The organism is Micromonospora sp. RHAY321, assembly GCF_023896955.1.
In the GTDB taxonomy this organism is placed as follows: Bacteria; Actinomycetota; Actinomycetes; order Mycobacteriales; family Micromonosporaceae; genus Micromonospora.
The window spans coordinates 191,091-214,977 of record NZ_JAMHIW010000003.1 but is presented as its reverse complement, the minus strand read 5'-3'; the positions used below and the strand labels follow the sequence as shown (position 1 = coordinate 214,977).

At 72.3% G+C, this 23,887-nt stretch carries 28 protein-coding genes; 12 read left to right on the top strand and 16 right to left on the bottom strand.

Features of this window, described 5'->3' with window-relative positions; translation table 11 throughout:
* Positions 1–54: 54 nt before the first annotated feature.
* Both M8C17_RS09060 and M8C17_RS09055 read right to left on the bottom strand, forming a co-directional pair.
* On the bottom strand, positions 55–846 hold the full coding sequence (locus M8C17_RS09060; protein WP_252415953.1) for an enoyl-CoA hydratase/isomerase family protein: 792 nt from the start codon (positions 844–846) through the stop codon (positions 55–57).
* A gap of 3 nt (positions 847–849) precedes the next feature.
* Positions 850–1,668, bottom strand: a complete 819-nt coding sequence (locus tag M8C17_RS09055) for a PaaX family transcriptional regulator C-terminal domain-containing protein (RefSeq protein WP_252415952.1) — start codon at positions 1,666–1,668, stop codon at positions 850–852.
* Positions 1,669–1,858: 190 nt separating this feature from the next.
* On the opposite strand from M8C17_RS09055, the gene M8C17_RS09050 reads away from it, so the two are divergent.
* Together M8C17_RS09050 and M8C17_RS09045 are read left to right on the top strand one after the other, a co-directional pair.
* Positions 1,859–2,026 carry a DUF3117 domain-containing protein gene (locus M8C17_RS09050; RefSeq protein ID WP_007455245.1) on the top strand — a complete coding sequence of 56 codons (168 nt, stop codon included), beginning with the start codon at positions 1,859–1,861 and terminating at the stop codon, positions 2,024–2,026.
* A 147-nt stretch (positions 2,027–2,173) separates the two neighbouring features.
* Positions 2,174–3,649 (top strand): M17 family metallopeptidase, encoded by a 1,476-nt coding sequence (locus M8C17_RS09045; protein ID WP_252415951.1) that lies wholly within the window; start codon positions 2,174–2,176, stop codon positions 3,647–3,649.
* Between the two features lie 6 nt (positions 3,650–3,655).
* Here M8C17_RS09045 and M8C17_RS09040 read toward each other — a convergent pair whose 3' ends face one another.
* Positions 3,656–4,243 (bottom strand): O-methyltransferase, encoded by a 588-nt coding sequence (locus M8C17_RS09040; protein WP_252415950.1) that lies wholly within the window; start codon positions 4,241–4,243, stop codon positions 3,656–3,658.
* Between the two features lie 280 nt (positions 4,244–4,523).
* Here M8C17_RS09040 and M8C17_RS09035 point away from each other — a divergent pair, with 280 nt between their 5' ends.
* The gene (locus tag M8C17_RS09035; protein ID WP_374558027.1) at positions 4,524–6,008 is read left to right on the top strand and encodes a trypsin-like peptidase domain-containing protein; all 1,485 of its coding nucleotides are present in this window, start codon (positions 4,524–4,526) and stop codon (positions 6,006–6,008) included.
* A 76-nt stretch (positions 6,009–6,084) separates the two neighbouring features.
* Complete coding sequence (locus M8C17_RS09030) at positions 6,085–6,507, top strand: preprotein translocase subunit TatB (protein ID WP_252415948.1); 423 nt, start codon at positions 6,085–6,087, stop codon at positions 6,505–6,507.
* An 84-nt stretch (positions 6,508–6,591) separates the two neighbouring features.
* Here the strand turns inward: M8C17_RS09030 and M8C17_RS09025 are convergent, their stop codons facing one another.
* The 3 genes from M8C17_RS09025 to M8C17_RS09015 all read right to left on the bottom strand — a co-directional run bounded on the left by M8C17_RS09025 (position 6,592) and on the right by M8C17_RS09015 (position 9,757).
* Positions 6,592–7,740: an Mrp/NBP35 family ATP-binding protein gene (locus tag M8C17_RS09025; protein ID WP_252415947.1), complete on the bottom strand. Its 1,149-nt coding sequence runs from the start codon at positions 7,738–7,740 to the stop codon at positions 6,592–6,594.
* 87 nt (positions 7,741–7,827) lie between these two features.
* Complete coding sequence (locus M8C17_RS09020) at positions 7,828–8,478, bottom strand: DUF1003 domain-containing protein (protein WP_252415946.1); 651 nt, start codon at positions 8,476–8,478, stop codon at positions 7,828–7,830.
* Positions 8,471–9,757, bottom strand: coding sequence for a magnesium transporter MgtE N-terminal domain-containing protein (locus M8C17_RS09015; protein ID WP_252415945.1), 1,287 nt, complete (start codon positions 9,755–9,757; stop codon positions 8,471–8,473). Before M8C17_RS09015 ends, M8C17_RS09020 begins: the two co-directional genes overlap by 8 nt.
* Before the next feature lie 33 nt (positions 9,758–9,790).
* Here M8C17_RS09015 and M8C17_RS09010 point away from each other — a divergent pair, with 33 nt between their 5' ends.
* Both M8C17_RS09010 and M8C17_RS09005 read left to right on the top strand, forming a co-directional pair.
* Complete coding sequence (locus M8C17_RS09010; protein ID WP_252415944.1) at positions 9,791–10,660, top strand: PhzF family phenazine biosynthesis protein; 870 nt, start codon at positions 9,791–9,793, stop codon at positions 10,658–10,660.
* Positions 10,661–10,677: 17 nt separating this feature from the next.
* Positions 10,678–11,208: a hypothetical protein gene (locus M8C17_RS09005; RefSeq protein ID WP_252415943.1), complete on the top strand. Its 531-nt coding sequence runs from the start codon at positions 10,678–10,680 to the stop codon at positions 11,206–11,208.
* A 21-nt stretch (positions 11,209–11,229) separates the two neighbouring features.
* Here the strand turns inward: M8C17_RS09005 and M8C17_RS09000 are convergent, their stop codons facing one another.
* On the bottom strand, positions 11,230–11,937 hold the full coding sequence (locus M8C17_RS09000; RefSeq protein WP_252415942.1) for an HAD family hydrolase: 708 nt from the start codon (positions 11,935–11,937) through the stop codon (positions 11,230–11,232).
* 105 nt (positions 11,938–12,042) lie between these two features.
* Between M8C17_RS09000 and M8C17_RS08995 the strand changes: the two genes are divergently transcribed.
* Positions 12,043–13,005 carry a DMT family transporter gene (locus M8C17_RS08995; protein WP_252415941.1) on the top strand — a complete coding sequence of 321 codons (963 nt, stop codon included), beginning with the start codon at positions 12,043–12,045 and terminating at the stop codon, positions 13,003–13,005.
* 13 nt (positions 13,006–13,018) lie between these two features.
* Here M8C17_RS08995 and M8C17_RS08990 read toward each other — a convergent pair whose 3' ends face one another.
* Positions 13,019–13,294 (bottom strand): hypothetical protein, encoded by a 276-nt coding sequence (locus M8C17_RS08990; protein WP_252415940.1) that lies wholly within the window; start codon positions 13,292–13,294, stop codon positions 13,019–13,021.
* Positions 13,295–13,303: 9 nt separating this feature from the next.
* Positions 13,304–14,128, bottom strand: coding sequence for an SDR family NAD(P)-dependent oxidoreductase (locus tag M8C17_RS08985; RefSeq protein WP_252416330.1), 825 nt, complete (start codon positions 14,126–14,128; stop codon positions 13,304–13,306).
* Positions 14,129–14,257: 129 nt separating this feature from the next.
* Here M8C17_RS08985 and M8C17_RS08980 point away from each other — a divergent pair, with 129 nt between their 5' ends.
* Entirely contained in the window at positions 14,258–15,214 is a 957-nt protein-coding gene (locus M8C17_RS08980; RefSeq protein ID WP_252415939.1) for a CoA ester lyase, read from the top strand.
* A gap of 79 nt (positions 15,215–15,293) precedes the next feature.
* Here M8C17_RS08980 and M8C17_RS08975 read toward each other — a convergent pair whose 3' ends face one another.
* Positions 15,294–15,839, bottom strand: a complete 546-nt coding sequence (locus tag M8C17_RS08975; protein WP_252415938.1) for a DUF4190 domain-containing protein — start codon at positions 15,837–15,839, stop codon at positions 15,294–15,296.
* A 186-nt stretch (positions 15,840–16,025) separates the two neighbouring features.
* Here M8C17_RS08975 and M8C17_RS08970 point away from each other — a divergent pair, with 186 nt between their 5' ends.
* Positions 16,026–16,862 carry an SDR family NAD(P)-dependent oxidoreductase gene (locus M8C17_RS08970; protein ID WP_252416329.1) on the top strand — a complete coding sequence of 279 codons (837 nt, stop codon included), beginning with the start codon at positions 16,026–16,028 and terminating at the stop codon, positions 16,860–16,862.
* Between the two features lie 19 nt (positions 16,863–16,881).
* On the opposite strand, the gene M8C17_RS08965 is transcribed toward M8C17_RS08970, so the two are convergent.
* A complete protein-coding gene (locus M8C17_RS08965) occupies positions 16,882–17,418 on the bottom strand; it encodes a DUF4190 domain-containing protein (protein ID WP_252415937.1) in 537 nt (178 codons plus the stop codon).
* A 177-nt stretch (positions 17,419–17,595) separates the two neighbouring features.
* On the opposite strand from M8C17_RS08965, the gene M8C17_RS08960 reads away from it, so the two are divergent.
* On the top strand, positions 17,596–18,792 hold the full coding sequence (locus tag M8C17_RS08960; RefSeq protein ID WP_089017864.1) for an acyl-CoA dehydrogenase family protein: 1,197 nt from the start codon (positions 17,596–17,598) through the stop codon (positions 18,790–18,792).
* Between the two features lie 113 nt (positions 18,793–18,905).
* Here M8C17_RS08960 and M8C17_RS08955 read toward each other — a convergent pair whose 3' ends face one another.
* Positions 18,906–19,313, bottom strand: coding sequence for a CoA-binding protein (locus M8C17_RS08955; RefSeq protein ID WP_252415936.1), 408 nt, complete (start codon positions 19,311–19,313; stop codon positions 18,906–18,908).
* A gap of 26 nt (positions 19,314–19,339) precedes the next feature.
* Positions 19,340–20,386 carry an Rv2578c family radical SAM protein gene (locus tag M8C17_RS08950; RefSeq protein WP_252415935.1) on the bottom strand — a complete coding sequence of 349 codons (1,047 nt, stop codon included), beginning with the start codon at positions 20,384–20,386 and terminating at the stop codon, positions 19,340–19,342.
* A gap of 94 nt (positions 20,387–20,480) precedes the next feature.
* Here M8C17_RS08950 and M8C17_RS08945 point away from each other — a divergent pair, with 94 nt between their 5' ends.
* Positions 20,481–20,900, top strand: coding sequence for a thiol-disulfide oxidoreductase DCC family protein (locus M8C17_RS08945; RefSeq protein WP_252415934.1), 420 nt, complete (start codon positions 20,481–20,483; stop codon positions 20,898–20,900).
* Here the strand turns inward: M8C17_RS08945 and M8C17_RS08940 are convergent.
* From M8C17_RS08940 to trxA, 3 genes are all read right to left on the bottom strand, one after another.
* Complete coding sequence (locus tag M8C17_RS08940; protein ID WP_252415933.1) at positions 20,864–21,820, bottom strand: HTTM domain-containing protein; 957 nt, start codon at positions 21,818–21,820, stop codon at positions 20,864–20,866. The genes M8C17_RS08945 and M8C17_RS08940 overlap by 37 nt on opposite strands.
* On the bottom strand, positions 21,817–22,257 hold the full coding sequence (locus M8C17_RS08935) for a hypothetical protein (RefSeq protein ID WP_252415932.1): 441 nt from the start codon (positions 22,255–22,257) through the stop codon (positions 21,817–21,819). The genes M8C17_RS08940 and M8C17_RS08935 overlap by 4 nt, the downstream gene beginning before the upstream one ends.
* A gap of 160 nt (positions 22,258–22,417) precedes the next feature.
* Positions 22,418–22,780 (bottom strand): thioredoxin, encoded by a 363-nt coding sequence (gene trxA, locus M8C17_RS08930; RefSeq protein ID WP_030329190.1) that lies wholly within the window; start codon positions 22,778–22,780, stop codon positions 22,418–22,420.
* Positions 22,781–23,328: 548 nt separating this feature from the next.
* Here trxA and M8C17_RS08925 point away from each other — a divergent pair.
* A complete protein-coding gene (locus M8C17_RS08925; protein WP_252415931.1) occupies positions 23,329–23,844 on the top strand; it encodes a MaoC family dehydratase in 516 nt (171 codons plus the stop codon).
* Positions 23,845–23,887: the final 43 nt, after the last annotated feature.

Genomic DNA, 23,887 nt, shown 5'->3' with positions numbered 1-23,887 from the left:
CAGACGCTAGGCGGCCCGTGTTCGAGGACGGTCAGGACGGCGTGTGAATCGCGTTCAGTGTCCCTCGAAGACCGGTTTCTGCTTGCCGACGAAGGCGAGGGTGGCCGCCCGGTGGTCGGTCGTCGCACCGCAGATCGCCTGCGCCTGCGCCTCGGCGGCCAGCGCGTCGGCGAGGGTGCCGGCGTCGGCGATGGAGAGCTGCCGCTTGATCGCGCCGTACGCGACGGTCGGGCCGGCGGCGAGCCGGGCGGCGAGTTCCTGCGCGGCCGGCAGCACCTTCTCGTCGTCGTCCGTCAGCTTGTTGAGCAGCCCCAGCCGGCACGCCTCCTCGGCGCGGACCGGCTCGGCCAGCATCAGCAGTTCCACCGCCTTGGCGTGGCCGACCAGCCGGGGCAGCGTCCAGGAGGCGCCGGTGTCGGCGGCGAGGCCCACCTTGGCGAAGGCCATCAGGAAGCTCGTGGTCGGTCCGCCGATCCGGATGTCGGCGAGGAAGGCCAGCGACGCGCCCGCCCCGGCGGCCATCCCGCGGACGGCCGCCACCACGGGCTTGGGCAGGTTGGCCAGCCGGGCGGCGATCGGGTTGTAGTGCGCCCGCACCGTGTCCAGCGGGTTGCCCGTGGTGCTCTCCAGCGTCGCCACGTGCTCGCGCAGGTCCTGGCCGGCGCTGAACGACCCGCCCGCTCCGGCCAGCACGACAGCCCGGCAGGACCGGTCGGTCTCCAGCTCGGCCAGCGCGTCCCGCAGGGCCTCCTTGAGCGCCACGTCGAGCGCGTTCATGGCCTTCGGCCGGTTCAGCGTGAGGGTGACGACGGCATCGGTCCGGTCGACGAGCAACGGTTCGGTCACGTTCTAACGACCCTTCTGTCGGACGATGCGGCTACCGGCGTCGAGGCACTGCTCGACGTAACGGTCGGCGGCCGGACGCAGGCGGGCCGCGTGCCGGTCGAAGAAACTGGCCGCGGCGGTGCCGGGCCAGCGCTCGGGCAGCAGCGCCGGAGGTAGCTGCGGGTCCCGGAACAGGAAGGTACGCCACGCGTGCACGAGCCGGAACCGGGCCGCGTACGCCTCCTCGTCGGTGCTGCGCACGGTGACCGCGCCGAGCAGCGGGCGCTGGTCGGCGACGAACCGTTCGTAGGCGCGACCGATCTCGGTCAGGTTCCAGGCCCGGCGGACCACGCCCATCGCCCCCGGGGTGCCGGAGAAGTGTGAGGCGGTGAACCGCTCGAACCGGACGCCGGCCTCGGCGAGCAGCAGGTCGACGTCCTCGGCGGGCCGGGTGGCCACCCAGGTCTGCTCGTCGAGGGTGCCGTAGCCGAGGAAGCTGAGGTTCGCGGCGAGTCGCTGCCGGTCCCGCCGGGAGCCCGGCGCCTCCAGGACGAGCAGATCGAACCGCCCATCCCAGCTGACCCGGCCGGTGCGGTAGATCCGGGCTGCCGCCTCGTCCAGTCGTCGGGCGGCTTTCGGTGTGATCGAATATCCCGGTCCGGACGCCAACCGGAGCGGGTCGAGCCAGCCCTGACGCACCATCCGGGACACGGCGGTGCGAACGGCCGGCGGCGCGATTCCCAACGGCGCCAGCAGCTTGACCAGGGCGGCGACCGGTGCCCGGCCACCCCTCGGTCGGAGGTGGTCGCCGTACAGGTCGAAGAGTGCCGACCGTGCCTGCATGACCGCACATTGTGACAGGCCTTCTCAAGATAAGCTAGATGCTGTTACATCAATGCTGCTCCGGTTTGGGTCCGGCGGTGTTCATCAGGGAAAATCGTTGGTCGACACCCCCGCGACCGTTGCGGGTGGTCGTGACGAAGTGGCTGTGGGGCAACCCACCGACCCTGGTGTAGGTCTGAGGGGAGACAACATGGCGGCGATGAAGCCGCGGACAGGCGACGGTCCGCTGGAAGTCACCAAGGAGGGTCGGGGCATCGTCATGCGGGTCCCGCTGGAGGGCGGTGGCCGGCTCGTCGTCGAGATGACTCCCGACGAGGCCAACGCGCTCGGTGACGCGTTGAAGGCAGCCGCCGGCTGAGCGAGGAGTGGTCCGGGCGGTATGCGCCGCCCGGACCGTTCCTCAGTCCCTGAGCCACCGGCATCGCCGGTGGCTCAGGGTCTTCATCGCTGCGGACACGCGGGTCGGGTCCCGCTCCGCGACACTTTTCTGGAGGTACGGTTCCGCGTGCTCGCCATCCGCCCGATCGCCGAGCCCGACCGGCTCGACGTCCTCGTCCTGCCTGTCCGTCCCGCCGATCCGGCAGCCGGCGGCGACGCCCCGGCCGAGACGGTGCCCACCGCCGTGGCGCCTCCGGACGGCACCGCCGAGGAGGCCGCGGCGCTGGCGCCGGTCGCCCGGCTGAGCGGTCGAGCCGGAGAGATCCGCACCCAGTTGCGCCCCGGGCGTACTCCCGGCCGGCTGGTGCTGCTCGGCATCGGCGACGGTGGGGAGGCGGCCTGGCGGACCGCTGGGGCCGCTCTGGCCCGCTCCGCCGCAGATGAGACGCACATCACTATTGCGCTGCCGGTCGACGTGAGCCCGGCCGCCGTCCGCGGGCTGACCGAGGGCCTGCTGCTCGCCTCGTACCGGTTCCGCCTGACCGAGGCCGGAGACGCGCCCGCGCTCAGCGAGGTCGATCTGCTGCTTGCCGACCCGGCCGCGCAGGAGAGCACCGTCGCCACGGCTCGGACGACCGCCGCGATGACCCACCTCGCCCGCGACCTGACCAACACCCCGTCCTCGGTGAAGAACCCGGAGTGGTTCGCCGACCAGGTGGCCTCCGCCGCGGCGGACCTGCCCGACCTGCACCTGCGGGTGCGTGGTCCGGCCGAGCTGGCCGCCGAGGGCTTCGGCGGGATCCTCGCCGTGGGCGGTGGCTCGGCCAGCGGCCCACGCCTCGTCGAGCTGGACTGGCGTCCGGCCGACGCGCGTACCCATGTGGTGCTGATCGGTAAGGGCATCACGTTCGACACCGGCGGCATCTCGATCAAGCCGGTGCCGGCGATGAAGCTGATGCGCAAGGACATGGCCGGCGCGGCGGCCGTCGTCGCCGCCACCCTCGGCGCCGCCGCGTTGCGGCTGCCCGTCCGGATCACCACGCTGGCCCCGCTCGCCGAGAACATGGTGAGCGGGTCGGCGTTCCGTCCCGGCGACGTCATCCGGCACTACGGCGGGACGACCAGCGAGACGACCAACTCCGACGCCGAGGGCCGGCTGGTCCTCGCCGACGCGCTGGCGTACGCGGTGGACCAGCTCGCGCCGGACCTGCTGCTCGACCTGGCGACCCTCACCGGTGCCAACGCGGTGGCACTGGGCAAGCGCACCGCCGCCCTGTACAGCGAGAACGACAGGCTGGCCGCCGACGTGCTGGCCGCGGCCGAGGCGGCCGGCGAGGCGGCCTGGCGGATGCCGCTGCACACCGACTACGTCGAGTACCTGGGCAGCGAGGTCGCCGACCTGTACAGCGCGCCGACGCAGGGCGCCGGGTCGGTGCTGGCCGCGCTCTACCTGCGCGAGTTCACCGGCGAGCTGCGGGACCGCTGGCTGCACCTGGACATGTCGGCACCGTCGTGGGCGGACGGCGACCACGCCGAGGTCAGCCGCGGCGCGACCGGCTGGGGCGTGCGCTCGCTGCTGCGTTGGCTGGCCAGCGTCAACTGACCGGGGTCAGCACTTCACCGCCGCGAGCACCCCGTGGCCGACCGGGAGCAGCGCGGGAATCCAGTGCTCCGACTCCCGGACCGCCTTGATCGTCTCGCGGACGGTCACCGTCTCCGCGTCGCGGGCGGCCGGGTCAGCGATCCGGCCGCCGGCCAGCATGCCGTTGAGCGCCAGCACACCCCCGGGGCGCAACAGTCGCAGCGCGGCCTCCACGCAGGCGTGGAAGCCGGTCGCTTCGGCGTCCACGAAGACCAGGTCGTACGCACCGTCGGCGAGCCGGGGCAGCACGTCCAGCGCGCGACCGGTGATGATCCGGGTGCGGCCGGCGGCGAAGCCCGCCTCGGTGAAGATCCGCCGGGCGATCCGCTGGTGCTCCACCTCCACGTCGATGGTGGTGAGCACGCCGTCGGCGCGCATGCCGCGCAGCAGCCAGACGCCGCTGACGCCGGTGCCGGTGCCGATCTCCACCACCGCCCGGGCGTTGCCGGCCGCGGCCAGCAGCCGCAGTGCCGCTCCCGCGCCGGGGGTGACCGCCTCGAGGCCCACCTCGTGGGCCAGGCTGCGGGCGGTACGTAGGACGAGATCCTCGGTCACGTACGACTCGGCGAACTGCTGAGCCTGGGTCGTCGAACCGCCGGAACCGGCGACCGTGGCGATGGGGCACCTCCGGGACGGTGCGTGGTGCGGGGGCGGGTTGGCACTGTGAGCGTAGAGGCGACCGCTGCGGGGCGCAGCCGCGCCTCCGCCCTCGTGATCACCGGAGGCAACCGCTGACTCCACCGCGCGCATCCGTGCAATCCTGGAGGCGGTATCCCGTCAGCCGCGACCGCGCCGGTCCGTGGCCGGGCGACGCGGCGCGGGATCCGGGGACGGACTGGGAGGCACCTACGTGACCGACGGCTGGGACTGGCGCCGGGGCGGTGAGACTCCGGCGGCCCCGTCCGGGGCAGGGACCCCGCCGGCGGGGTCGCCGACCGCGCCGGCGGCCGGCAGCGCGCCTGCGGCGTCGCCCGGCAACGCATCGACGGCCGGGAGCCTGCCGGGGGCGACCCCCGTGGCCGGTCCGCCGACCGCCGCGCAGCCGGCCACCTGGCCGGCATCGACCACGCAGCAGCCAGCCACCTGGCCGGCATCGACCACGCCGCCGAGCCCGGCCGCGGCCTCGCCCTGGTGGTCGGACGCGCTCGCCGACCCGTGGCGGGACCCGGCGGCACCGGCCGCGGTGGTGGTGCCCGGGGTGGTGGTCACCGGCACCGAGCCCGAGCCGGTCACCGACCCGGACGCACCGGGCCGGCCGACGCTGCGCCACCTGCTGCTCATCCCGATGATCACCGCGTTGCTGGCCGGCACGCTCGGCGGCGCGCTGGGCTACGCCTTCGCGGTACGCGGTGGCGCCGCCGGGACGGTGCTCGGCGGGGAGCCGGCGCAGGCGCCCGCGCTGGCCCAGCGCAAGCCGGAGTCGCTGGCCGGGGTCGCCGAACGGGTGCTGCCCAGCGTGGTGACCGTGCGGGTGAGCAGCCTCGGCGGGACGAGTGAGGGCTCCGGCTTCATCGCCAGCGCCGACGGTCACGTGATCACCAACGACCATGTGGTGGCCGGCGGCAGCGGCAAGGCCTCGGTGATCTTCAACGACGGCACCTCGGCCCCCGCGACCCTGGTCGGTCAGGACCCGGAGTCCGACATCGCGGTGATCAAGGTGAGCCGGACGGGGCTGCGGCCGGTCGAGTTCGGCGACTCCGACGCGCTGGCCGTCGGCGATCCGGTGCTCGCCATGGGCTCGCCGCTCTCGCTGGCCAACACGGTCACGGCCGGCATCGTGAGCGCGCTGGACCGGACGATGCAGGCCGGGGAGCCGGGCGGTCCGGTGCGGTACTACGCGGCGATCCAGACCGACGCCGCCGTCAACCACGGCAACTCCGGTGGCCCGCTGGTCGACGGCGCCGGGCGGGTGGTCGGGGTCAACTCCACCATCAAGTCGCTGGTCGCCGAGGGGCAGGAGGCCGGCAACATCGGGCTCGCCTTCGCCATCCCCATCAACCAGGCCAAGCGGGTGACCCAGGACATCATCGGCACCGGCAAGGCCCGGCGGACGGTGATCGGCGCGCAGGTCGGCGGCCCGGGCGCGGGTGCCGGCGGCGGCGTACGGCTGGCCGCGGTCGAGCCGTCCGGGCCGGCGGCGGGGGCCGGGTTGCGGGTCGGTGATGTGATCACCAAGCTCAACGGCCGGCCGATGACCGAACCGACGGACCTGATCGCCCTGGTCCGCAAGTTCGCGCCCGGCTCGGTGGTGACCGTGGAGTTCCGGCGCGGCGCCGACCGGCAGAACACGTCGGTCACACTGGCCGCCGATGCGAAGTGAGCGGCGGGTCACCCCCTGCCCGAAAGCCGTTCGGCGTGCGTAGTCTTGCTGCTGACGCCGAGAGGAGGCCCGCGGGATGCTCGACAACCTGAACTGGTGGGAGATCGGTGCGCTGCTGCTCCTGGCGCTGTTGATCTTCGGTGACCGGCTGCCCGCAGTCATCACGGACGGCCTGCGGCTGGTGCGCAACCTGCGCAACATGGCCCGCAACGCGACCGGTGACCTGAGCCGGGAGTTGGGCACCGACATCCAGCTGGAGGATCTGCACCCGAAGGCCTTCATCCGCAAGCACCTCCTCAGCGAGGAGGACGAGGCCGCGATCCGCAAGCCGTTGCAGGGCGTCTACGACAACCTGCGCGCGGACGTCGGCGGTGTGCACGACGAGCTGAAGGACGTGGCCAACGCCGCGGACCCGCGCTCGAACGGCACCCGGTCCGGCACGGCCACCGGCACCCCATCGGCGCCGGCCCCCCGGGCCAGCTACGACGACGCCACCTGATCGACCCGTCGGAACCCGCCCGTCACCTGACCGGCACGTAGCCCGCCGACCCAGGGGCCGGCGGGCGAACGGTGGAACGGGTGCTCAGCGTCCGGCGGGCTTGAGGCCGAGCGGCTTGCCGAGCAGCGACTCACGACGCAGCGCCAGCCGGTCGGCGATCTTGCCGAGCGCCTGCGCAGCCGGCGACTCCGGCTCGGCCAGCACGATCGGGTTGCCGGCGTCGCCGGCCTCCCGGACGCGGGTGTCCAGCGGGATCTGCCCCAGCAGCGGCACCTGTGCGCCGATGGTCCGGCTCAGCGACTCGGCGACCGTCGCGCCGCCGCCCGCACCGAAGATCTCCATGCGGGAGCCGTCCGGCAACTCCAGCCAGGACATGTTCTCGATGACGCCGACCACCCGCTGGTGGGTCTGCAGGGCGATCGCACCGGCCCGCTCCGCCACCTCGGCGGCGGCGGCCTGCGGGGTGGTGACCACCAGGATCTCCGAGTTGGGCAGCAACTGGGCCAGCGAGATGGCCACATCGCCGGTGCCCGGGGGCAGGTCGAGCAGGAGCACGTCCAGGTCGCCCCAGTAGACGTCGGCCAGGAACTGCTGCAACGCCCGGTGCAGCATCGGGCCGCGCCACACCACGGCGGCGTTGCCCGAGGTGAACATGCCGATGGAGATCACCTTCACGCCGTGCGCCTGCGGCGGCATGATCATGTCTTCGACCCGGGTCGGCCGGCCGTCCGCGCCGAGCATCCGGGGCACCGAGTGGCCGTAGATGTCCGCGTCGACCACGCCCACGGAGAGCCCGCGGGCGGCCAGTGCCGCCGCCAGGTTGACCGTCACGCTGGACTTGCCGACGCCGCCCTTGCCGCTGGCCACCGCGTACACGCGGGTCCGCGAGCCGGGCTGGGCGAACGGGATGACCGGCTCCTCGCTGGCGCCCCCGCCGCGCAGCTGCGACTGCAACGACTGCCGCTGCTCCGGGCTCATCACACCAAAGTCGATCTCCACCCCGGTCACCCCGGGCACCGCGGCGACGGCGGCCGTGATGTCGGTGCGCAGCTTGTCCTTGAGCGGGCAGCCGGCGACGGTGAGCAGCAGCTCGACCCGTACGACGCCGCTGGCACCGATCGTGGCGGAGCGGACCATGCCCAGCTCGGTGATGGGCCGGCGGATCTCCGGGTCGTTGACGGTGGCCAGGGCGGCCTGGATCGCGTCCTCGACGGTGCTGACGGGTGCTGACATGCCCGCAATGCTACGTCGCGGGGCATCCGCTCCGGCCGTTGCCCGGGAACGGTGTGAGCGAATCGATGGCCGGACGCGGCCCCCCGGTCAGCCGTCCTGCGGGCGGGGTGCGACTCCGTCCGGCCGGGAGCCGTGGGTGAAGTCGCCGTCCAGGTCGTCGCGGGGCTCACCCAGCCCTGCGCCGTCGGTCGGCCGCTGGCCGCGCCTCTCCTGCCGGCTGTCCTTCTCCTGCTGGCGGCGCTCCAACCGCTGGCGGCGCTGCCCCGCCTCGTCCAGCTCCTCGGCCAGCCGGGTCAGCTCGGAGCGGAGGAAGTCCCGGGTGGCGACCTCGCCCAGCGCGATCCGCAGCGAGGCGATCTCCCGCGCCAGGTACTCGGTGTCGGCCTTCTGCGCGGTGGCCCGCCGCCGGTCCTCCTCCAGCGCCAGCCGGTCCCGGTCCGCCTGCCGGTTCTGCGCCAGCAGGATCAACGGGGCCGCGTAGCTGGCCTGCAACGACAGCACCAGGGTGAGGAACGTGAAGGTGTACGGGTCGAAGCGCAGGTGTGCGGGGGCGAGCGTGTTCCACCCGAACCAGATCGCGATCACCACCGTCATGACGACGATGAAGTTCGCGGTGCCCATGCCGCGGGCGATGCCCTCGGACCACCTGCCGAACGCCTCCGCGTCGAACCGGGGCAGCTTGATCCCCCGCGGCTCACGTGGCTGGTCGAGCCGTTCGGTCCGCCGCTGATCAGCCATCCGAGCCGTCCAACACCTGGTCGGTGGCGCCCGCCGCTCCCAGGGCGTCACGGTCCCGCCAGTCCCGTGGCAGCGAGTGGTCCAGCACGTCGTCCACCGTGACGGCGCCGACCAGCCGGTTGTTCCGGTCGATCACCGGCATGGCGACCAGGTCGTAGGTGGCCATGCGGCGGGTGATCTCCGGCAGCGGGGTGGTCGGGCGCAGCGGATCGATGTCGTTGACCACCACCTTCCCCAGCAGGTCGGCAGGGGGCTCGCGCAGCAGCGACTGGAAGTGGACCATGCCCAGGTAGCGGCCGGTCGGCGTGTTCTGCGGGGCTCGGGTCACGAAGACCTGGGCGGCGACGGCGGGGGAGAGCTGCGGCTCCCGGATCCGGGCCAGCGCCTCGGCGACCGTGGCGTCCGGCGGCAGGATGACCGGCTCCGAGGTCATCACGCTGCCGGCCGTGCCGGGCGTGTACTTGAGCAGTTGGCGCACCGGGTCGGCCTCGTCGGGCTCCATCAGGTCCAGCAGCACGTCCTGCTCCGGCGGGGGCAGCTCGTTGAGCAGGTCCGCGGCGTCGTCCGGGTCCATCTCCTCCAGCACGTCGGCGGCCCGTTCCCGGTCCAGCGCGGCGAGGATCTCCACCTGGTCGTGCTCGGGCAGCTCACTGAGCACGTCGGCGAGGCGCTCGTCGTCCAGCGCCGCCGCGACCTCGTTGCGCCGCGCGTCGGGCAGGTCCTGCAGGGCGTTGGCCAGGTCGGCCGGGCGCATGTCCTCCAGGACGGCCAGCAGGTTGGCCGTACCCCGGTTGTCGGCGATGCCGCTGAGCCCGCGCACCCGGTCCCACTCCACCTGGTGCAGGTGGCCGCGGCGGGTGAGCCGGCCGGTCTGCTCGCGGACCGCGACCCGGGTGAGTGACCACTCACCGCCGCGGCTGCACTCCATGGCGACGTCCACCACCGCTCCGGGCTGCCCGCCCGGGTCGAGCTGCACCCGTCGATCCAGCAGCTCCTGGAGCACCAACAGCTCGTTCGGGCGCTTCTCGAAGCGCCGCAGGTTGAGGGTGCCGGAGCCGAGCACGACCGCGTCCGCGTCGATGGAGGTGATCCGGTTGATGGACAGGAAGATCCGCCGACGCATCGGCATCTCGGCGACGAGGCCCACGACCTCCGGGGGACGTTTGGTCGCCCGCAGCCGGGCCACGGCGTCGCGAACCCGGCCCACCTGGTCACCGTTCGGGTCGAAGACGGCGACTCCGGCGAGGCGGGCGATGTAGACCCGGGTCGGCGTGCTCACGGGCACCAGCCTAAGCGCCTAGTGTTTATCAACATGTCGACCTTGGCCTACGAGATCGTGGACGTCTTCACCGACCGCCCGTTCGCCGGCAACCCGCTGGCCGTGGTGTTCGGCGCGGAGGCGTTGGCCACCGAGCAGATGCAGGCGCTCGCGCTGGAGTTCAACCTCTCCGAGACGGTGTTCGTGCTGCCCCCGACCCAGTTCGGCGCCACCTACCGGGCCCGGATCTTCACCCCGGTCGAGGAGTTGCCGTTCGCCGGGCATCCCAGCGTCGGCGCGGCGGTCACCGCCCGTCGGCGCGGGATGTTCGATGTGGGGCAGATCACCCAGGAGTGCGGTGCCGGGGTGCTGCCGATCGAGGTGACCGAGTCCGGCGCGACACTGACCGGTGGCGCCGCCACCCTCGGCCCCGAGCTGGACCCGGAGCCGCTGCTGGAGATCGCGGGGCTGGTCGCGGACGACTACGCCGGGCCCGCGCCACGGGTCGCCGGCTGCGGGCTGGAGTTCCCGTACCTGCCGGTGCGGCCGGAGTCGGTGGCCCGGGCACGGGTGAACCCGGCGGCGGCGGAGCGGTACGGGGTGGCGCACGTCAGCGTCTTCTCCTGGGACGGCGCCACGCAAACCGCGCACGCCCGGGTCTTCGTGCCGGGCCTCGGCGTCCCGGAGGACCCGGCGACCGGCTCGGCGGCGCTCGGCCTCGGCGTCTGGTTGGTGGCCAGCGGCCTGCTGCCCGGGGAGGGGATGTCCCGCTACGCGGTGAGCCAGGGGGTGGAGATGAACCGTCCGTCGGCGCTGTCGTGCACGGTCACCGCGGCGAACGGCGTGGCGGTCGGCGCGACCGTCGCCGGCCAGGTGGTGCCGGTGGCCAAGGGCGAGATCGCCGTGCCACCCTTCGTGGGCTGACCGGCGCGGAGGTGCCCATGCGGGAGAATGCGGGTGTGACGGACGACGATGCCCCCCGTGGCACGCCACTGGTCGACGAGGCGATGAAGAAGGCCGCCGTGGCCTGGGTCAGCGTGCCCGGCGGCCCGGCGCTCGCGCTCTGGTGCGCTCCGTTGGAGGGCGCGTTGTACGTGGTCAGCGGGCCCGGCGAGCAGGCCGCACCGGGGCTGGCCGACGCGACCGAAGCGCAGGTCACGCTGCGCGGCGACCACGGCGGCCGGATCGTCACCTGGCCCGCCCGGGTGACCCGGGTCCAGCCGGGCACCGAGGCGTGGGACACCACCGCGCCGCTGGTCGCGGGCAAGCGGCTCAACGCGCCCGGCCCGACCGCCGACCTGGTGGCCCGGTGGGCCGCCGACGGCTGCGCGGTGAACCGGCTCGCGCCGGCGGGCGACCCGCTGGCCGGCACCGACCTGCCGGCCGACGCGCAGGCCGAGGTGCCCCGGGACACTCCGGCGGTCCGGGCCACCCGCAAGCCGTTCCGCCTGCACCGGGTTCGCCGCCGCTGACCCGACGCCCGGCCCGACACCTCAGCCGGCCCCGGCGCCGACGACCTGGGCGTCGACGACGTCGAGCACCTCGCGCAGCGTGCCGAGCGTCGGGCCACGCCAGTCCCGGTCGGCGTTGAACACCATGTGCTCGCCGAGGTCGGGCGCGGCGAGCCGGACGGCGGTCATCCCGGCCCGCTCGGCGCCGGTCAGCTCCTGGCTGCCGCCGTCGCCCACGTACAGGCAGTCATCCGGCGCCAGCCCGAGCCGCTGGCAGGCGGTCAGATAGAGCGCCGGATCCGGTTTGCACAGTCCGACCTGCACGGAGAAGACCCGCACGTCGAGCAGTGGAGCGATCGCGAGCTGCGGCAGGAATGCCGGCAGCTCGTGCGTACAGTCGCTGATCACACCGGTGCTCAGACCACGCTGGCGCAGTGCCGCCAGCACGGGCACCGCGTCGCCCCGCAGCCGGGTGTCCGCGCGCACCGCACGGTGCCGGGACGCCACGGCCGCGCGCAGCGCGTGGTCGCTGGGGTGTACGCCGGCCTGGGCGCACACCCAGCGCAGGGTCGCCTCCGCGTTGCCGAGCCGGCCGGTGGCCCGTTCGTAGTACGTACGGTTCAGCACCTCGGTCAGCGTGTCGGTGGGGCAGCCGAGCAGCTCGGCGGTGCCGAGGTGCGCGGCACCACGCTGCACCGAACGGGTCAGCGTGCCGAAGAAGTCGAACAGCACCGCCTGGTAGCTGGGCATGGGGGAGCGCCTCCGGGCGGTCGAGGGTCGCCGGCGCGGACCCGCGTGATCGTAACGGAGTGCTGACGGTCCGTGTGCTTCGCGGCCGTGTGAGGATTGCTTCCCGTGCCCTCTCCTTCACCCCGCCCGCCTTTGGATCCGCTGACCACCGGCGCTGTCGGCCTGGCCGTGGTCGCCGTGTCGTCGTCCGCGCCGTTGATCGCCTACGCCGCCGCTCCCGCCCTGGCCATCGCGTTCTGGCGCAACCTGCTCGCGGTGGTCGTCCTGGGACCCTTCTCGCTGGCCCGGCGCCGCGCCGAGTTCCGCCGCCTGACCGTGGGCGTGGGTCGCCGGGAGGGGTTGTTCTGCGTGCTCTCCGGGGTCGCGCTGGCCGCGCACTTCGCCACCTGGATGCCGAGCGCGCAGCTCACCTCGGTCGCCACGGCCACCGCCCTGGTCGCCACCCAGCCCGTCTGGCAGGGGCTGATCGCCCGCTTCCAGGGCCGCCGGCTGCCCCGGGTGGTCTGGATCGGCATCGCGGTGGCGGTCGTCGGCGCGGCGATCGCCACCGGCGCGGACGTCGGGATCTCCGGGCGGGCCGTCCTCGGTGACCTGCTGGCGGTGACCGGCGGCCTGTTCGCCGCCGTCTACACCGCCTTCGGCGAGCGGGCCCGGGCCAGCATCAGCACCACCACGTACACCACCATCTGCTACGGGATCTGCGCCCTGATCCTGCTGGTCATCTGCCTGCTCGGCGGCGTCCGGACCGTCGGCTTCGACGGGCGGACCTGGCTGGCCATCCTGGCCCTGGTGGCCGGCGCCCAACTGCTCGGCCACTCGATGTTCAACTACGCCCTGCACCGGATCCCGGCGACAACCGTGAGCGTGCTGATCCTGCTGGAGGTGCCCGGCGCCGCTCTGCTCGGTTGGGCCTGGCTGGGTCAGATGCCCCGCCCGTACGCGCTGCTGGGGCTGGCGTTGCTGCTGGTCGGAGTCGCGGTGGTGGTGCTCGGCGGCGCCCGGGCCGGCCGCCGCGCCACACCGCCGCCCACCCCGCTGCCCGCTGACGCCGCCCCGCTGACCGACTGAGCGAGCTAGCCAGCTAGCTCTCGCGCACCTCGATGACACGGGTGGTCGGGGCGGATTCGCCGAGGGCGGCGCGCAGCGCAACCCGCTCCGGGTCGCCGAGGAACGATTCGTACCCCGCCCGTGCGTCGAACCGGATCAGGTGCACCTCGGCCCGCCCGTCGCTGCCGCGCAGCCGGCGCTCCAGCCGGCCACCGTGCCGCCCGAGCAGGGCCAGCACCTCGTCCTCGTACCGCTGCCCGGCAGCCTCGGCTCCGGCGGGATAGTCGACCACCGCGACCAGATTCAGCATGTGGCCACGCTATTCGGCGATGCCGACGGCCTTGGCGCTCGCCGCCCAGAGCCGCGCGGCGAGCTGTGGGTCGGCGGCCTTCCGGTACGGCCGACGCAGCCGACGGTCCGCGTAGTAGCCCCCCTGGACCAGCCGGACCGGGTCCTGGTTGGCGAGCCACACCAGGGTCTCGGCGCCCTTCTCGGGGCTGCGGAACGGCAGGAACCGCATGCCGAGGGCGACCAGCCGGCTGTCGTTGGCGAACCGGGTGCGCACCACCCCCGGGTGGAAACTGTGTGCCGGGACGCCCGGCCAGCGGCGGGCCGCCTCCGCGGTGAACAGGATGTTCGCCTGCTTGCTGGTGCCGTACGCGACCATCGGCCGGTAGCGGCGCAGTGGCTTGTTCAGGTCGCCCGGGTCCAGCATGCCGCTGCGGTGCGCGCCGGAGGCCGTGACCACCATCCGGCCGACCCGGTCGGCGAGCAGGTTGGTCAGCAGGAACGGGGCCAGGTGGTTGGCCTGGATCGACAGCTCGAAGCCGTCGACGGTGGTGAGCGGTTGCAGCGCGATCGCGCCCGCGTTGTTGACCAGCACGTCGATCCGGTCGTACGCGTCGCGCAGCCGTTCGGCGAGCCGGCGTACGTCGTCGAGCACCGCGAAGTCCGCCCGGAACAGCTCCGGACGCTCACCCGAGTTCTCCCGCACGCGTTCCGCCGCAGCCTGCAGTCGGGCCGGATCCCGGCCGACCAGCACCACCCGGTCACCACGGCAGGCCAGGTTCACGGCGGCGGCCAGCCCGATGCCGGAGCTGGCCCCGGTCACCACCACGAGTCGACGCCCAGTGACATCTTCCACAGGTCCATTCACCCCGGTCATGGCGCGAGGTTACCGTGGCGTCACCACGCCCTTTGGGATCGTTAAGTTTCTCGGATCTGTCGTCAGGTGGCGTCGGCGTGCCCGCCGGACGCTGGAAGGAGCGCATCCATGGCCGCTGTCGGTCGTCCCCGCCGGTCCTGCCTCGCGGTACCGGGTTCCAGCGTCAAGATGCTCGGCAAGGCGCAGGGGCTCCCGGCCGACCAGGTCTTCCTCGACCTGGAGGATGCCGTCGCCCCGCTGGCCAAGCCGGACGCGCGCAAGAACATCGTGGCCGCGCTCAACGAGGGTGACTGGGCCGGCAAGACCCGGGTGGTCCGCGTCAACGACCTGACCACCCCGTGGACCTACCGGGACGTCATCGAGGTCGTCGAGGGCGCCGGGGCGAACCTGGACTGCATCATGCTGCCGAAGGTGCAGACCGCCGCCCAGGTGCAGTGGCTGGACCTGACGCTCACCCAGATCGAGAAGACGCTCGGCCTGGAGGTCGGCCGCATCGGCATCGAGGCGCAGATCGAGAACGCCGCCGGTCTGGTCAACGTGGACGCGATCGCCGCCGCGTCGCCCCGGGTGGAGACCATCATCTTCGGGCCGGCCGACTTCATGGCCTCGATCAACATGAGGTCGCTGGTCGTCGGCGCGCTGATCCCGGACTACCCGGGCGACCCGTACCACTACATCCTGATGCGGATCCTGATGGCCGCGCGGATGCACGACAAGCAGGCCATCGACGGCCCGTTCCTGCAGATCCGGGACGTGGACGGCTTCCGCGAGGTGGCCAAGCGTTCGGCGGCGCTGGGCTTCGACGGCAAGTGGGTGCTGCACCCGGGCCAGATCGACGCCGCCAACGAGGTCTACCAGCCGGCGCAGGCCGACTACGACCACGCCGAGCTGATCCTCGACGCCTACCAGCACTACACCTCGGAGGCCGGCGGCCGGCTCGGCGCCGTGATGCTCGGCGACGAGATGATCGACGAGGCGTCCCGCAAGATGGCGCTGGTGATCGCCGCCAAGGGCCGGGCGGCCGGGATGACCCGTACCTCGTCGTTCACCCCACCGGCGGAGTGAGCGCGGCCGGCCGGGACGACGACCGCCGCCGGCCGTCGTCCCGCCCCGACAACCGGCGCCACGCCGGCTCGCCCACCGATCAGTAGCTGCTGGTGCTGGTGCTGCTGTCGCCCGTCGCGATCGCGAAGACGATCGCGGCGACGTAGAAGGCGATCAGCAGCACCAGTAGTCCGGTGAAGATCCAGCCGATGATGATGGCTGCCTTCGCCATGCCCTCGCCGCTCTCGCCGGTGGCCCGGATCTGCTTGCGGGCCACGTGGCCGAGGATCGCGCCGACCGGCGCGGTGATGCAGGACGTGATGCCGATCAGGGACAGCACGAACGCCGCGATGGCCATGCCGTTGGTCTTCGGCGGCGCCGGGTAGCCGTAGCCGGGGTGCTGCGGCGGATAGCCGGGCGCGGCGTACCCGGGCGGCGCATACCCGTGCGGCGCGTATCCGGGCACGGGTTGACCCGGCGGCAACTGCCCGCCGGCGTACGGGTCGACAGGCGCGTACGGGTCGGGCGGCCCGGGTTGGGTGGGTACCGGCGACCCGGCCACCAGGGTCGGGTCCACCGGTGGGCTCGACTGCGGGCCCGACCACGTGGGATCGGTCCAGCCGCCGGGCGGTGGGGGATTGGTCATGCGAACTCTCCGTCAGGTCGGGTGCGCCCGTCAGGGTAGTCAGGGCAGGCGAAACCCGATGCCCCCGCTACCGGGTGCCGCGTTGCCCGGGCCGGTCGCAACGGGCAGGATCCAGGCATGGCAATCGAGGCGCGCGCCGCGGACCGTTCCGGTAGTCGACCGAGACGGGACGCCAGCCGCCCGGGCGTGGCCCGACGCGGCCGTGCGGCCACACCGGCCGGAACTCCCGGCCCGGACGAGCCGGTGGCGCTCGCCGACCCGGTGACCATGCGGCTCGACGGGCGCGTCGCCCTGGTGACGGGGGCGGGCAGCGCGGACGGCATCGGGTACGCCACGGCCCGCCGGCTCGCCGATCTGGGAGCCCGGGTGGCCATCGTCTCCACGACCCGGCGCATCCACGAGCGCGCCACCGAGCTGGGGGTGACCGGTTTCGTCGCGGACCTGACCGACGAGTCCGAGGTCGGCGCGCTGGCCGACGCGGTCGCCGAGCAGTTGGGCGACGTCGAGGTGCTGGTCAACAACGCCGGCCTCGCCAGCCGGGCCAGCCCGGAGGTCCTGCGGCCGGTCGCGCAGCTCAGCTACGACGAGTGGAAGGGTGAGATCGACCGCAACCTGACCACCGCCTTCCTGTGCAGCCGCGCGTTCATCAGCGGGATGGCCGAGCGGGGCTGGGGGCGGATCGTCAACCTGGCGGCCACCGCCGGCCCGGTCAACGCCCTGCCCACGGAGGCCGCGTACGCGGCGGCCAAGGCCGGCGTGGTCGGGCTGACCCGGGCGTTGGCCATGGAGATGATCGCCGACGGAGTGACCGTCAACGCGGTGGCACCGGGCACCATCTACACCGCGGCGTCCACCATGGCGGAGATCAAGCAGGGGCTGGGCACCCCGGTCGGTCGACCGGGCACTCCGGACGAGGTCGCCGCCGCGATCAGCTTCCTCTGCTCGCCGGCCGCCTCCTACATCACCGGTCAGATGCTGGTGGTGGACGGCGGCAACAGCGTCCGCGAGGCCCGGTTCCGCTGACCGGTCCACCTCGGACCGGTCAGTAGCTGCCGCTGTCGCCGCTGTTGCCGACGATGAGCAGGGCCAGCCAGCCGCAGCAGGCCAGCACGGTGATCCCGGTGAAGACGTAGCCGAGGATCAGCCCCCAGGTGGCGAGCTGGTCGCCCTCCTCACCGCTGGTGCGGATCTGCCGCTTGGCCACGTGACCGAGAACGGCGCCGGCCGGGGGGAACACGAACGCGAACACCAGCGACAGGATCGCCAGCACGTTGGTGCCCCGACCCGGTCCCGAGGACGGTGGGCCGTACTGGCCGTAGGGGCCCTGCGGCGGGTACGGCGGCTGCTGCCCCCAGTGCGCCGGTTGGTGCGGCCCCTGCTGCTCGTACGGCGATGGGTCGTCGGCCGGTGGCCCGTACGGTGAGCGCTCCGGCGGCCCGAACGAGGACTGGTCCGGTGGCGGCCCGTACGGCGACTGGCCCGGCGGTGGCGGCGCGTACGGCGACTGGTCTCCGGGCGGCTCATAGGGTGACGGCGGCTGCTCGTCCCCCGGCGGTCCCGACGGCGGCGGGTAGCTCACGGCTGTCCTCCTCCTGCCGGTGCCGGAAAAGTCCCTCTTGCCGGACGCTACCCGCAGCGGTGAACCTTTTCACAGCGGTTGTGTGGACTGGTCACCTTGGCCTCGCCGGCCCTGGAGACCGATACTGACCCAGCGTTCAGTTACCCATGAGTAGTGCGCTGATCCCCGGAGGCTGAGATGGCCCGACTCGCCCAGACGCCCGGCCTCACCGATGTGCAGCGGTCGATCCTGGAAACCGTCCGGGAGTTCGCCGACAAGGAGATCATCCCGCACGCCCAGCGGCTGGAGCACGCCGACGAGTACCCCACCGACATCCTCGACGGGATGCGCGAGATGGGGCTGTTCGGCCTCACCATCGACGAGGAGTACGGCGGGCTCGGCGAGTCGCTGCTCACCTACGCGCTCGTCGTGGAGCAGCTCTCCCGGGGCTGGATGTCGATCTCCGGCATCGTCAACACGCACTTCATCGTGGCGTACCTGATCTCCCAGCACGGCTCCGCCGAGCAGAAGGCCCGGCTGCTGCCGAAGATGGCGACCGGCGAGGTGCGCGGCGCCTTCTCGATGTCCGAGCCGGAGACCGGCTCCGACGTCTCTGCGATCAAGTCCCGGGCGGTCCGTGACGGCGACCGCTACGTGCTCAACGGGCAGAAGATGTGGCTGACCAACGGCGCGTACTCCTCCGTGGTGGCCACCCTCGTCAAGACCGACACCGGCGCCGAGTCGGTGTACGGCAACATGAGCACCTTCCTGCTGGAGAAGGAGCCGGGCTTCGGCGAGACCGCACCCGGGCTGACCATCCCGGGCAAGATCGACAAGATGGGCTACAAGGGGGTCGAGACCACCGAGATGGTGCTCGACGGGGTGACCGTGCCCGACTCGGCGATCCTCGGTGGCGCCGACAAGGTGGGCCGCGGCTTCTACCAGATGATGGACGGCATCGAGGTGGGCCGCGTCAACGTCGCCGCCCGCGCCTGCGGCATCTCCATCCGCGCCTTCGAATTGGCGGTCAGCTACGCCCAGCAGCGCAAGACCTTCGGCCAGCCACTCGCCAAGCACCAGGCCATCGCGTTCAAGCTCGCCGAGATGGGCACCAAGATCGAGGCCGCGCACGCCCTCATGGTCAACGCCGCCCGACTCAAGGACGCTGGCCAACGCAACGACGTCGAGGCCGGCATGGCCAAGCTGCTCGCCTCCGAGTACTGCGCCGAGGTCGTGCAGGAGGCGTTCCGCATCCACGGCGGCTACGGCTACTCCAAGGAGTACGAGATCGAGCGGCTGATGCGGGAGGCCCCGTTCCTGCTCATCGGCGAGGGCACCTCCGAGATCCAGAAGACCATCATCTCCCGTGGCCTGCTCAAGGAGTACAAGCTCTGACCTCCGCCTGTCGGTCATGAGCGTGATGACTCAGAGGTATGAATATGACTCTGAGGTATCACGCTCGCCGCACCATCGCCCTCGACCGCCGCGAACGCGACGCCCTCGGCCGGTCAGCCGAGGCGGGTCAGGCCGCCGGCAGCACGTTCGACGATGAGGCAGCGGTCCTCGACGTAGTCCATTCCCGCCTCCTCGGCGATCCGCCGCGCCTCGGCCGAGACGATGCCCAGCTGCAACCAGACCGCGGGGGCGCCGATCGCCGCCGCGTCCCGGACCACCTGCACTGCGTCGGCAGCCGGGCGGAACACATCCACCAGGTCGACGGGGTGCGGGATGTCGGCGAGCGTCGCGTACGCCCGCTCGCCGAAGAGTTCGTCGACGGTCGGGTTGACCGGGATGATCCGCCAGCCGTACTGCTGCATCTGCAACGGCACGCCGTGGGCGGCCTTGCGCGGGTCGCGGGACGCGCCCACGACGGCGATCACGGCGGAGTCGGCGAGGATCTGCTGAGCGGTACGCACCCGCCGACTGTAGCGCCGCCCCCGCCTCACAGCAGGGTCAGCTGCTCGCTGGCCGGCGGTGGCGGCGGCTCGGGCAGGCTGCGGTTGTCGCCCACTTCACCACGGTGCAGCCCGTGCCGGCGGGCCGCTATGCGCACCCGCGCGGTCAGTTCCCGCTGGTACGCCTGGGGGGCGTAGGAGCCGGCCCGGTAGAGCTCCTGGTAGCGGGGCACGAGGTGCGGGTACTCCCGGGCCAGCCAGCCGGCGTACCACTCCCGAGCGCCGGGACGCAGGTGCAGGGCCAGCGGCGTCACGCTGCTCGCCCCGGCGGCGGCGATCGCCGACACGGTCGCGTCGATCGACTCGTCGCTGTCGCTCAACCCCGGCAGGATCGGCGCCATCAGCACCCCGACGGAGAAACCGGCGTCGGACAGTGCCCGGACCGCGTCCAGCCGGCGACGCGGGTGCGGCGTGCCCGGCTCGACGGCACGCCAGAGCTGCTCGTCGACGAAGCCCACCGAGTAGGAGATGCCGACCTTGGTCACCTGGGCGGCCTCGCGCAGCAGGGGCAGGTCTCGCAGGATCAGCGTGCCCTTGGTCAGGATCGAGAACGGGTTGGCGAAGTCCCGCAGAGCCGCGATGATCTGCGGCATGAGCCGGTAGCGCCCCTCGGCCCGCTGGTAGCAGTCGACGTTGGTGCCCATCGCCACGTGGGCGCCCCGCCACTTCGGCGCGGCCAGCTCCCGCCGGACCAGCTCACCGGCGTTGACCTTGACGATCACCTTCCGGTCGAAGTCCGCCCCGGCGTCGAGATCTAAGTAAGTGTGAGTATTTCTCGCGAAACAGTAAACACAAGCATGGGAGCAGCCCCGGTACGGGTTGATGGTCCACTCGAACGGGACACGCGACTGCCCGGGCACCCGGTTGATGATGGATTTGGCGCGCACCTCGTAGAAGGTCATCCCGGCGAACTCGGGGGTGTCGAAGGTGCGGGCGACGGCGCCGGGCAGCGCCAGCGGCAGGGGTGGCGTCGCTGGCGCTGCCCGCTCGGGGTCTCCCTCAACCGGGGGAGCGGTGAGGTTGTCCCAGCGCATGGCCACTATTCGAACACGTGTACGAGCCCCAGCGCAAGTGACCCGCCGGACACCGGTGCCCGGTCGGACGGTCGTGCGGGGGAGGATGGACGGCATGGAGACGTCGACCTTCGTCTACGACGGGGACTGCGCGTTCTGCACCCGGTGCGCGGACTTCATCGAACGCCGCATCCCCACGGGCGCGCGGGTGGTGCCCTGGCAGTTCGCCGACCTGGACGCGCTCGGCCTCACCGCCGCCGAGTGCGAGGAGGCCGTGCAGTGGGTCGGTGCGGACGGGTCACGCGCCGCCGGTCCGGACGCCATCGCGAAACTGCTCGCCGCGAGTGGCCCGCTCTGGCGGGTCGCCGGAGCCGGCCTGCGGTTCCCGCCGGCGCGCGCCGCCGCGTGGCCGGCGTACCGCTGGGTGGCGCGCAACCGGCACCGGCTCCCCGGCGGCACGGCGGCCTGTGCCCTGCCGCAGGAAGCCCGGGAGCGGCTCTACGGCCCGGCCGGTCGCCCGACCACCGGAGGCTGACCGCCGAGCGGCACCGATTCCTTGTCGACAGCCCTCACCGGGTCCGGCTCCGCGCCGGGCTCCGGCGGGTCCTGGGTCGGGCCGCCTCCTGGCGTGGGGCGGCCGGCGAGCCGGCGTGCCCAGAGCAGCGGGCGGACCCGCTCCAGGGGGAGGAAGCTGGTCATCGCGGCCAGGTGCGGGGCGAACGAGATGGTGATGGTCGCGATCGTGACCACGTGGAACGAGTAGAAGAAGCCGACCATGGCCACCCGCCAGCGGGCCGGCAGCAGGAAGACCACCGGGCTGAACAGTTCGAAGGCCACGATGCCGAACTGGGCGACGATCAGTAGGTACGGCACCTGGGCGATCAGGTCCGCGAAGTCGGTGCCGCGTCGGATGATGGCCCGGGCCAGCACCGAGCCGGTCAGCCAGTCCAGGCCGCCGAAGCGCAGCTTGGCCCAGGCGGCCAGGAAGTACGTGCAGATCACCGCGATCTGGGTGACCCGCAGCGCCCAGCCGCCGGCCTCGGTGCGCGTCGTGTCGCCGTGCCGGGCCCGACCGGCGGTGGGCAGCACGGCCAGCGCGACGAGCAGCCCGAAACGGTCGTGGTCGACCTTTCCGTAGCTCATCGCGATGATCATCCACTCGAGGTAGAGCGCGCAGACCGCCCAGCCGAGCAGCCGGGGCGCCCGCCCGGTCGCGGCGAGCAGGGCGAGCAGCAGCAGTGCCCAGAAGATCGCGGCCACCAGCGCCGGGGTGGGCGTCGGCAGTGGGAGCAGACGACCGATCAGCAGCGGCTGGTACAGATCGCCGGGCACGCTGACCCGGGTGCGCACCCAGGGGGTGAAGATCACCAGGTCGGCGGCCACGAAGAGGTAGATCAGTGTCCGGAAGGCGGCCACCCGGCCTCGCGGCACCGCTTCGGTCAGCCAGCGGATCATCGGGACGCCTGCCAGCGGACCACGGTCTCGTCGGTGTGCCGGCCGGTCGGCCGGCCGGCGCGGATGCCGTGCCAGCGGATGACGATGCGGACCTCCACCAGCGCGGCGGCGTCCGGGTGGCGTTCGGCGTACGCGTCGGCGACCTCGGCGAGCAGCGCCGGCTCGGCGGCGTAGCGGTCCTGCTGGCCCTCGATCTCGGCGCGGCGGATGCCGGTCGCGTCCTGGTCGAGGTCGATGACGGCGCCGTCGCTGTTCACCCCCTCGACGCGGGTGTCCGGGGCGGGCGCGTTCGGCGGGTTGGAGGTGGAGTACATCCGGAACGGGCCGAACGGAAAGTCGTCGTCGTTGCCCCAGAGGGTGCCGACGAGCAGCAGGACGAGACCGAGTGCGGTCGCGCCCAACCGGGTCACGCGCCCGCGGGTGGTCAGGTTCTCCATCGGGTCGTGACGATACGGGATGTACCGGCCGCCTCGGGTCCCTCCGACGGTCAGTTCCGGTTGCCCGGGTCGGGGATCCGCCGGGGTTCCGCGCGCCCACCGGTACGACGAAGGCCGGGCCCGTATGGGGCCCGGCCTTCGTGTGCCGTCGTGGGACGGCTCAGTGGTTGTGCTCGGCCAGCTGCTTGCGGACGTCGTCCATGTCCAGCGCCTCGACCTGCTCGATCAGGTTCTCCAGCGCGGACTCGGGAAGGGCGCCCGGCTGGGCGAAGACGATGACGCCGTCGCGGATCGCCATGATCGTCGGGATCGACCGGATGTCGAACTTGGCGCCCAGTTCCTGCTGCGCCTCGGTGTCGACCTTGCCGAAGACGATGTTCTGGTGCTTCTCCGAGGAGCGCTCGTAGACCGGGGCGAACCGCTTGCACGGACCACACCAGTCGGCCCAGAAGTCGACCAGGACGATGCCGTCGTTGCCGGTCACCTCGTCGAAGTTCGCCGAGGTCAGCTCAACGGTTGCCATTGCACTCTCCGATCACCGCGGTTTATCTACGTCCCGTAGAACCAGGGCTGACCGTATCGAATTCCCGGGCGCTCGGGCACGAAACGTGCTCGGGGCTGCCCGGTGGCACCCACGGTCATCGACTGACGTCTGTGTGTCCCGAGCTGCGGAACGCAAGTGCATGACGCACTTGCGTAACCTGCCGTGATGGGAGCGTTTCCAGGGAGATCCACGCGATCGAGCACTACGAATCGGTAACTTGCCTCTTGACAAGGAGGTATCGGGCCTGCAGAGATCGCTGATCAACCTGCGTCCGATTACAGTGAGTAGTGTTACAAAAGAATAAATGTGACGCCGGTCTCTGTCGAACCTACGTAGGCGTAGGGCAGAATTCTCCGCATCAGAGCGTGGGCGGCGGGTGCCGGGGAGGGCCCCGCCGCTCATTGCGTCTCCCCCCGTGCGAGTGACCGGTGTGACATTTCCGCCGGGGTCGCGCCCCCTCGGTCGCCTTAACCACCGGTAAGGCATGCTGTGCCGAACTCCATCGCCGCCCGTCGAAGGGGACCAGGATGCAGTTCGGCCGTTACTACGAGGAGTTCGAGGTCGGCGCGGTCTACCGGCACTGGCCGGGCAAGACCGTCACCGAGTACGACGACCACCTCTTCTGCCTGCTCACCATGAACCACCACCCGCTGCACATGGACGCCCACTACGCCGGGACGGCCAGCCAGTTCAAACGCAATGTCGTGGTCGGTAACTACATCTACTCGCTGCTGCTCGGCATGTCGGTGCCGGACGTCAGTGGCAAGGCGATCGCCAACCTGGAGGTCGAGTCGCTGCGGCACGTGGCGCCCACCTTCCACGGCGACACCATCTACGGCGAGACCACCGTGCTGGACAAGCGGGAGTCCGGTTCCAAGCCCGACCGGGGCGTGGTGTCGGTCGAGACCCGTGGCTACAACCAGGACGGCACGATGGTCTGCGTCTTCCGGCGCAAGGTCATGGTCCCCAAGCGGGAGTACGCGGCCAGCGCCGTCGGAGAGGGAGTGGACCCGGAGCGGCCCAGCTTCCCCGAGCCACGCTGAGCGCGGCGGCGGATCTGCCGTCGCCGACCCGGGCTCCTTCCCC

Bases quoted from the DNA above. Each gene is read 5' to 3' on its own strand.
- M8C17_RS09000 (WP_252415942.1), bottom strand. From the start codon at position 11,937: ATGCCCAGCTACCAGGCGGTGCTGTTCGACTTCTTCGGCACGCTGACC.
- M8C17_RS09030 (WP_252415948.1), top strand. From the start codon at position 6,085: ATGCTCGACAACCTGAACTGGTGGGAGATCGGTGCGCTGCTGCTCCTG.
- M8C17_RS08990 (WP_252415940.1), bottom strand. From the start codon at position 13,294: ATGCTGAATCTGGTCGCGGTGGTCGACTATCCCGCCGGAGCCGAGGCT.
- M8C17_RS09050 (WP_007455245.1), top strand. From the start codon at position 1,859: ATGGCGGCGATGAAGCCGCGGACAGGCGACGGTCCGCTGGAAGTCACC.
- M8C17_RS09005 (WP_252415943.1), top strand. From the start codon at position 10,678: ATGCGGGAGAATGCGGGTGTGACGGACGACGATGCCCCCCGTGGCACG.
- M8C17_RS09010 (WP_252415944.1), top strand. From the start codon at position 9,791: ATGTCGACCTTGGCCTACGAGATCGTGGACGTCTTCACCGACCGCCCG.
- M8C17_RS08940 (WP_252415933.1), bottom strand. From the start codon at position 21,820: ATGATCCGCTGGCTGACCGAAGCGGTGCCGCGAGGCCGGGTGGCCGCC.
- M8C17_RS09020 (WP_252415946.1), bottom strand. From the start codon at position 8,478: ATGGCTGATCAGCGGCGGACCGAACGGCTCGACCAGCCACGTGAGCCG.
- M8C17_RS09025 (WP_252415947.1), bottom strand. From the start codon at position 7,740: ATGTCAGCACCCGTCAGCACCGTCGAGGACGCGATCCAGGCCGCCCTG.
- trxA (WP_030329190.1), bottom strand. From the start codon at position 22,780: ATGGCAACCGTTGAGCTGACCTCGGCGAACTTCGACGAGGTGACCGGC.
- M8C17_RS08980 (WP_252415939.1), top strand. From the start codon at position 14,258: ATGGCCGCTGTCGGTCGTCCCCGCCGGTCCTGCCTCGCGGTACCGGGT.
- M8C17_RS08950 (WP_252415935.1), bottom strand. From the start codon at position 20,386: ATGCGCTGGGACAACCTCACCGCTCCCCCGGTTGAGGGAGACCCCGAG.
- M8C17_RS08975 (WP_252415938.1), bottom strand. From the start codon at position 15,839: ATGACCAATCCCCCACCGCCCGGCGGCTGGACCGATCCCACGTGGTCG.
- M8C17_RS08935 (WP_252415932.1), bottom strand. From the start codon at position 22,257: ATGGAGAACCTGACCACCCGCGGGCGCGTGACCCGGTTGGGCGCGACC.
- M8C17_RS08960 (WP_089017864.1), top strand. From the start codon at position 17,596: ATGGCCCGACTCGCCCAGACGCCCGGCCTCACCGATGTGCAGCGGTCG.
- M8C17_RS08925 (WP_252415931.1), top strand. From the start codon at position 23,329: ATGCAGTTCGGCCGTTACTACGAGGAGTTCGAGGTCGGCGCGGTCTAC.
- M8C17_RS09055 (WP_252415952.1), bottom strand. From the start codon at position 1,668: ATGCAGGCACGGTCGGCACTCTTCGACCTGTACGGCGACCACCTCCGA.
- M8C17_RS08945 (WP_252415934.1), top strand. From the start codon at position 20,481: ATGGAGACGTCGACCTTCGTCTACGACGGGGACTGCGCGTTCTGCACC.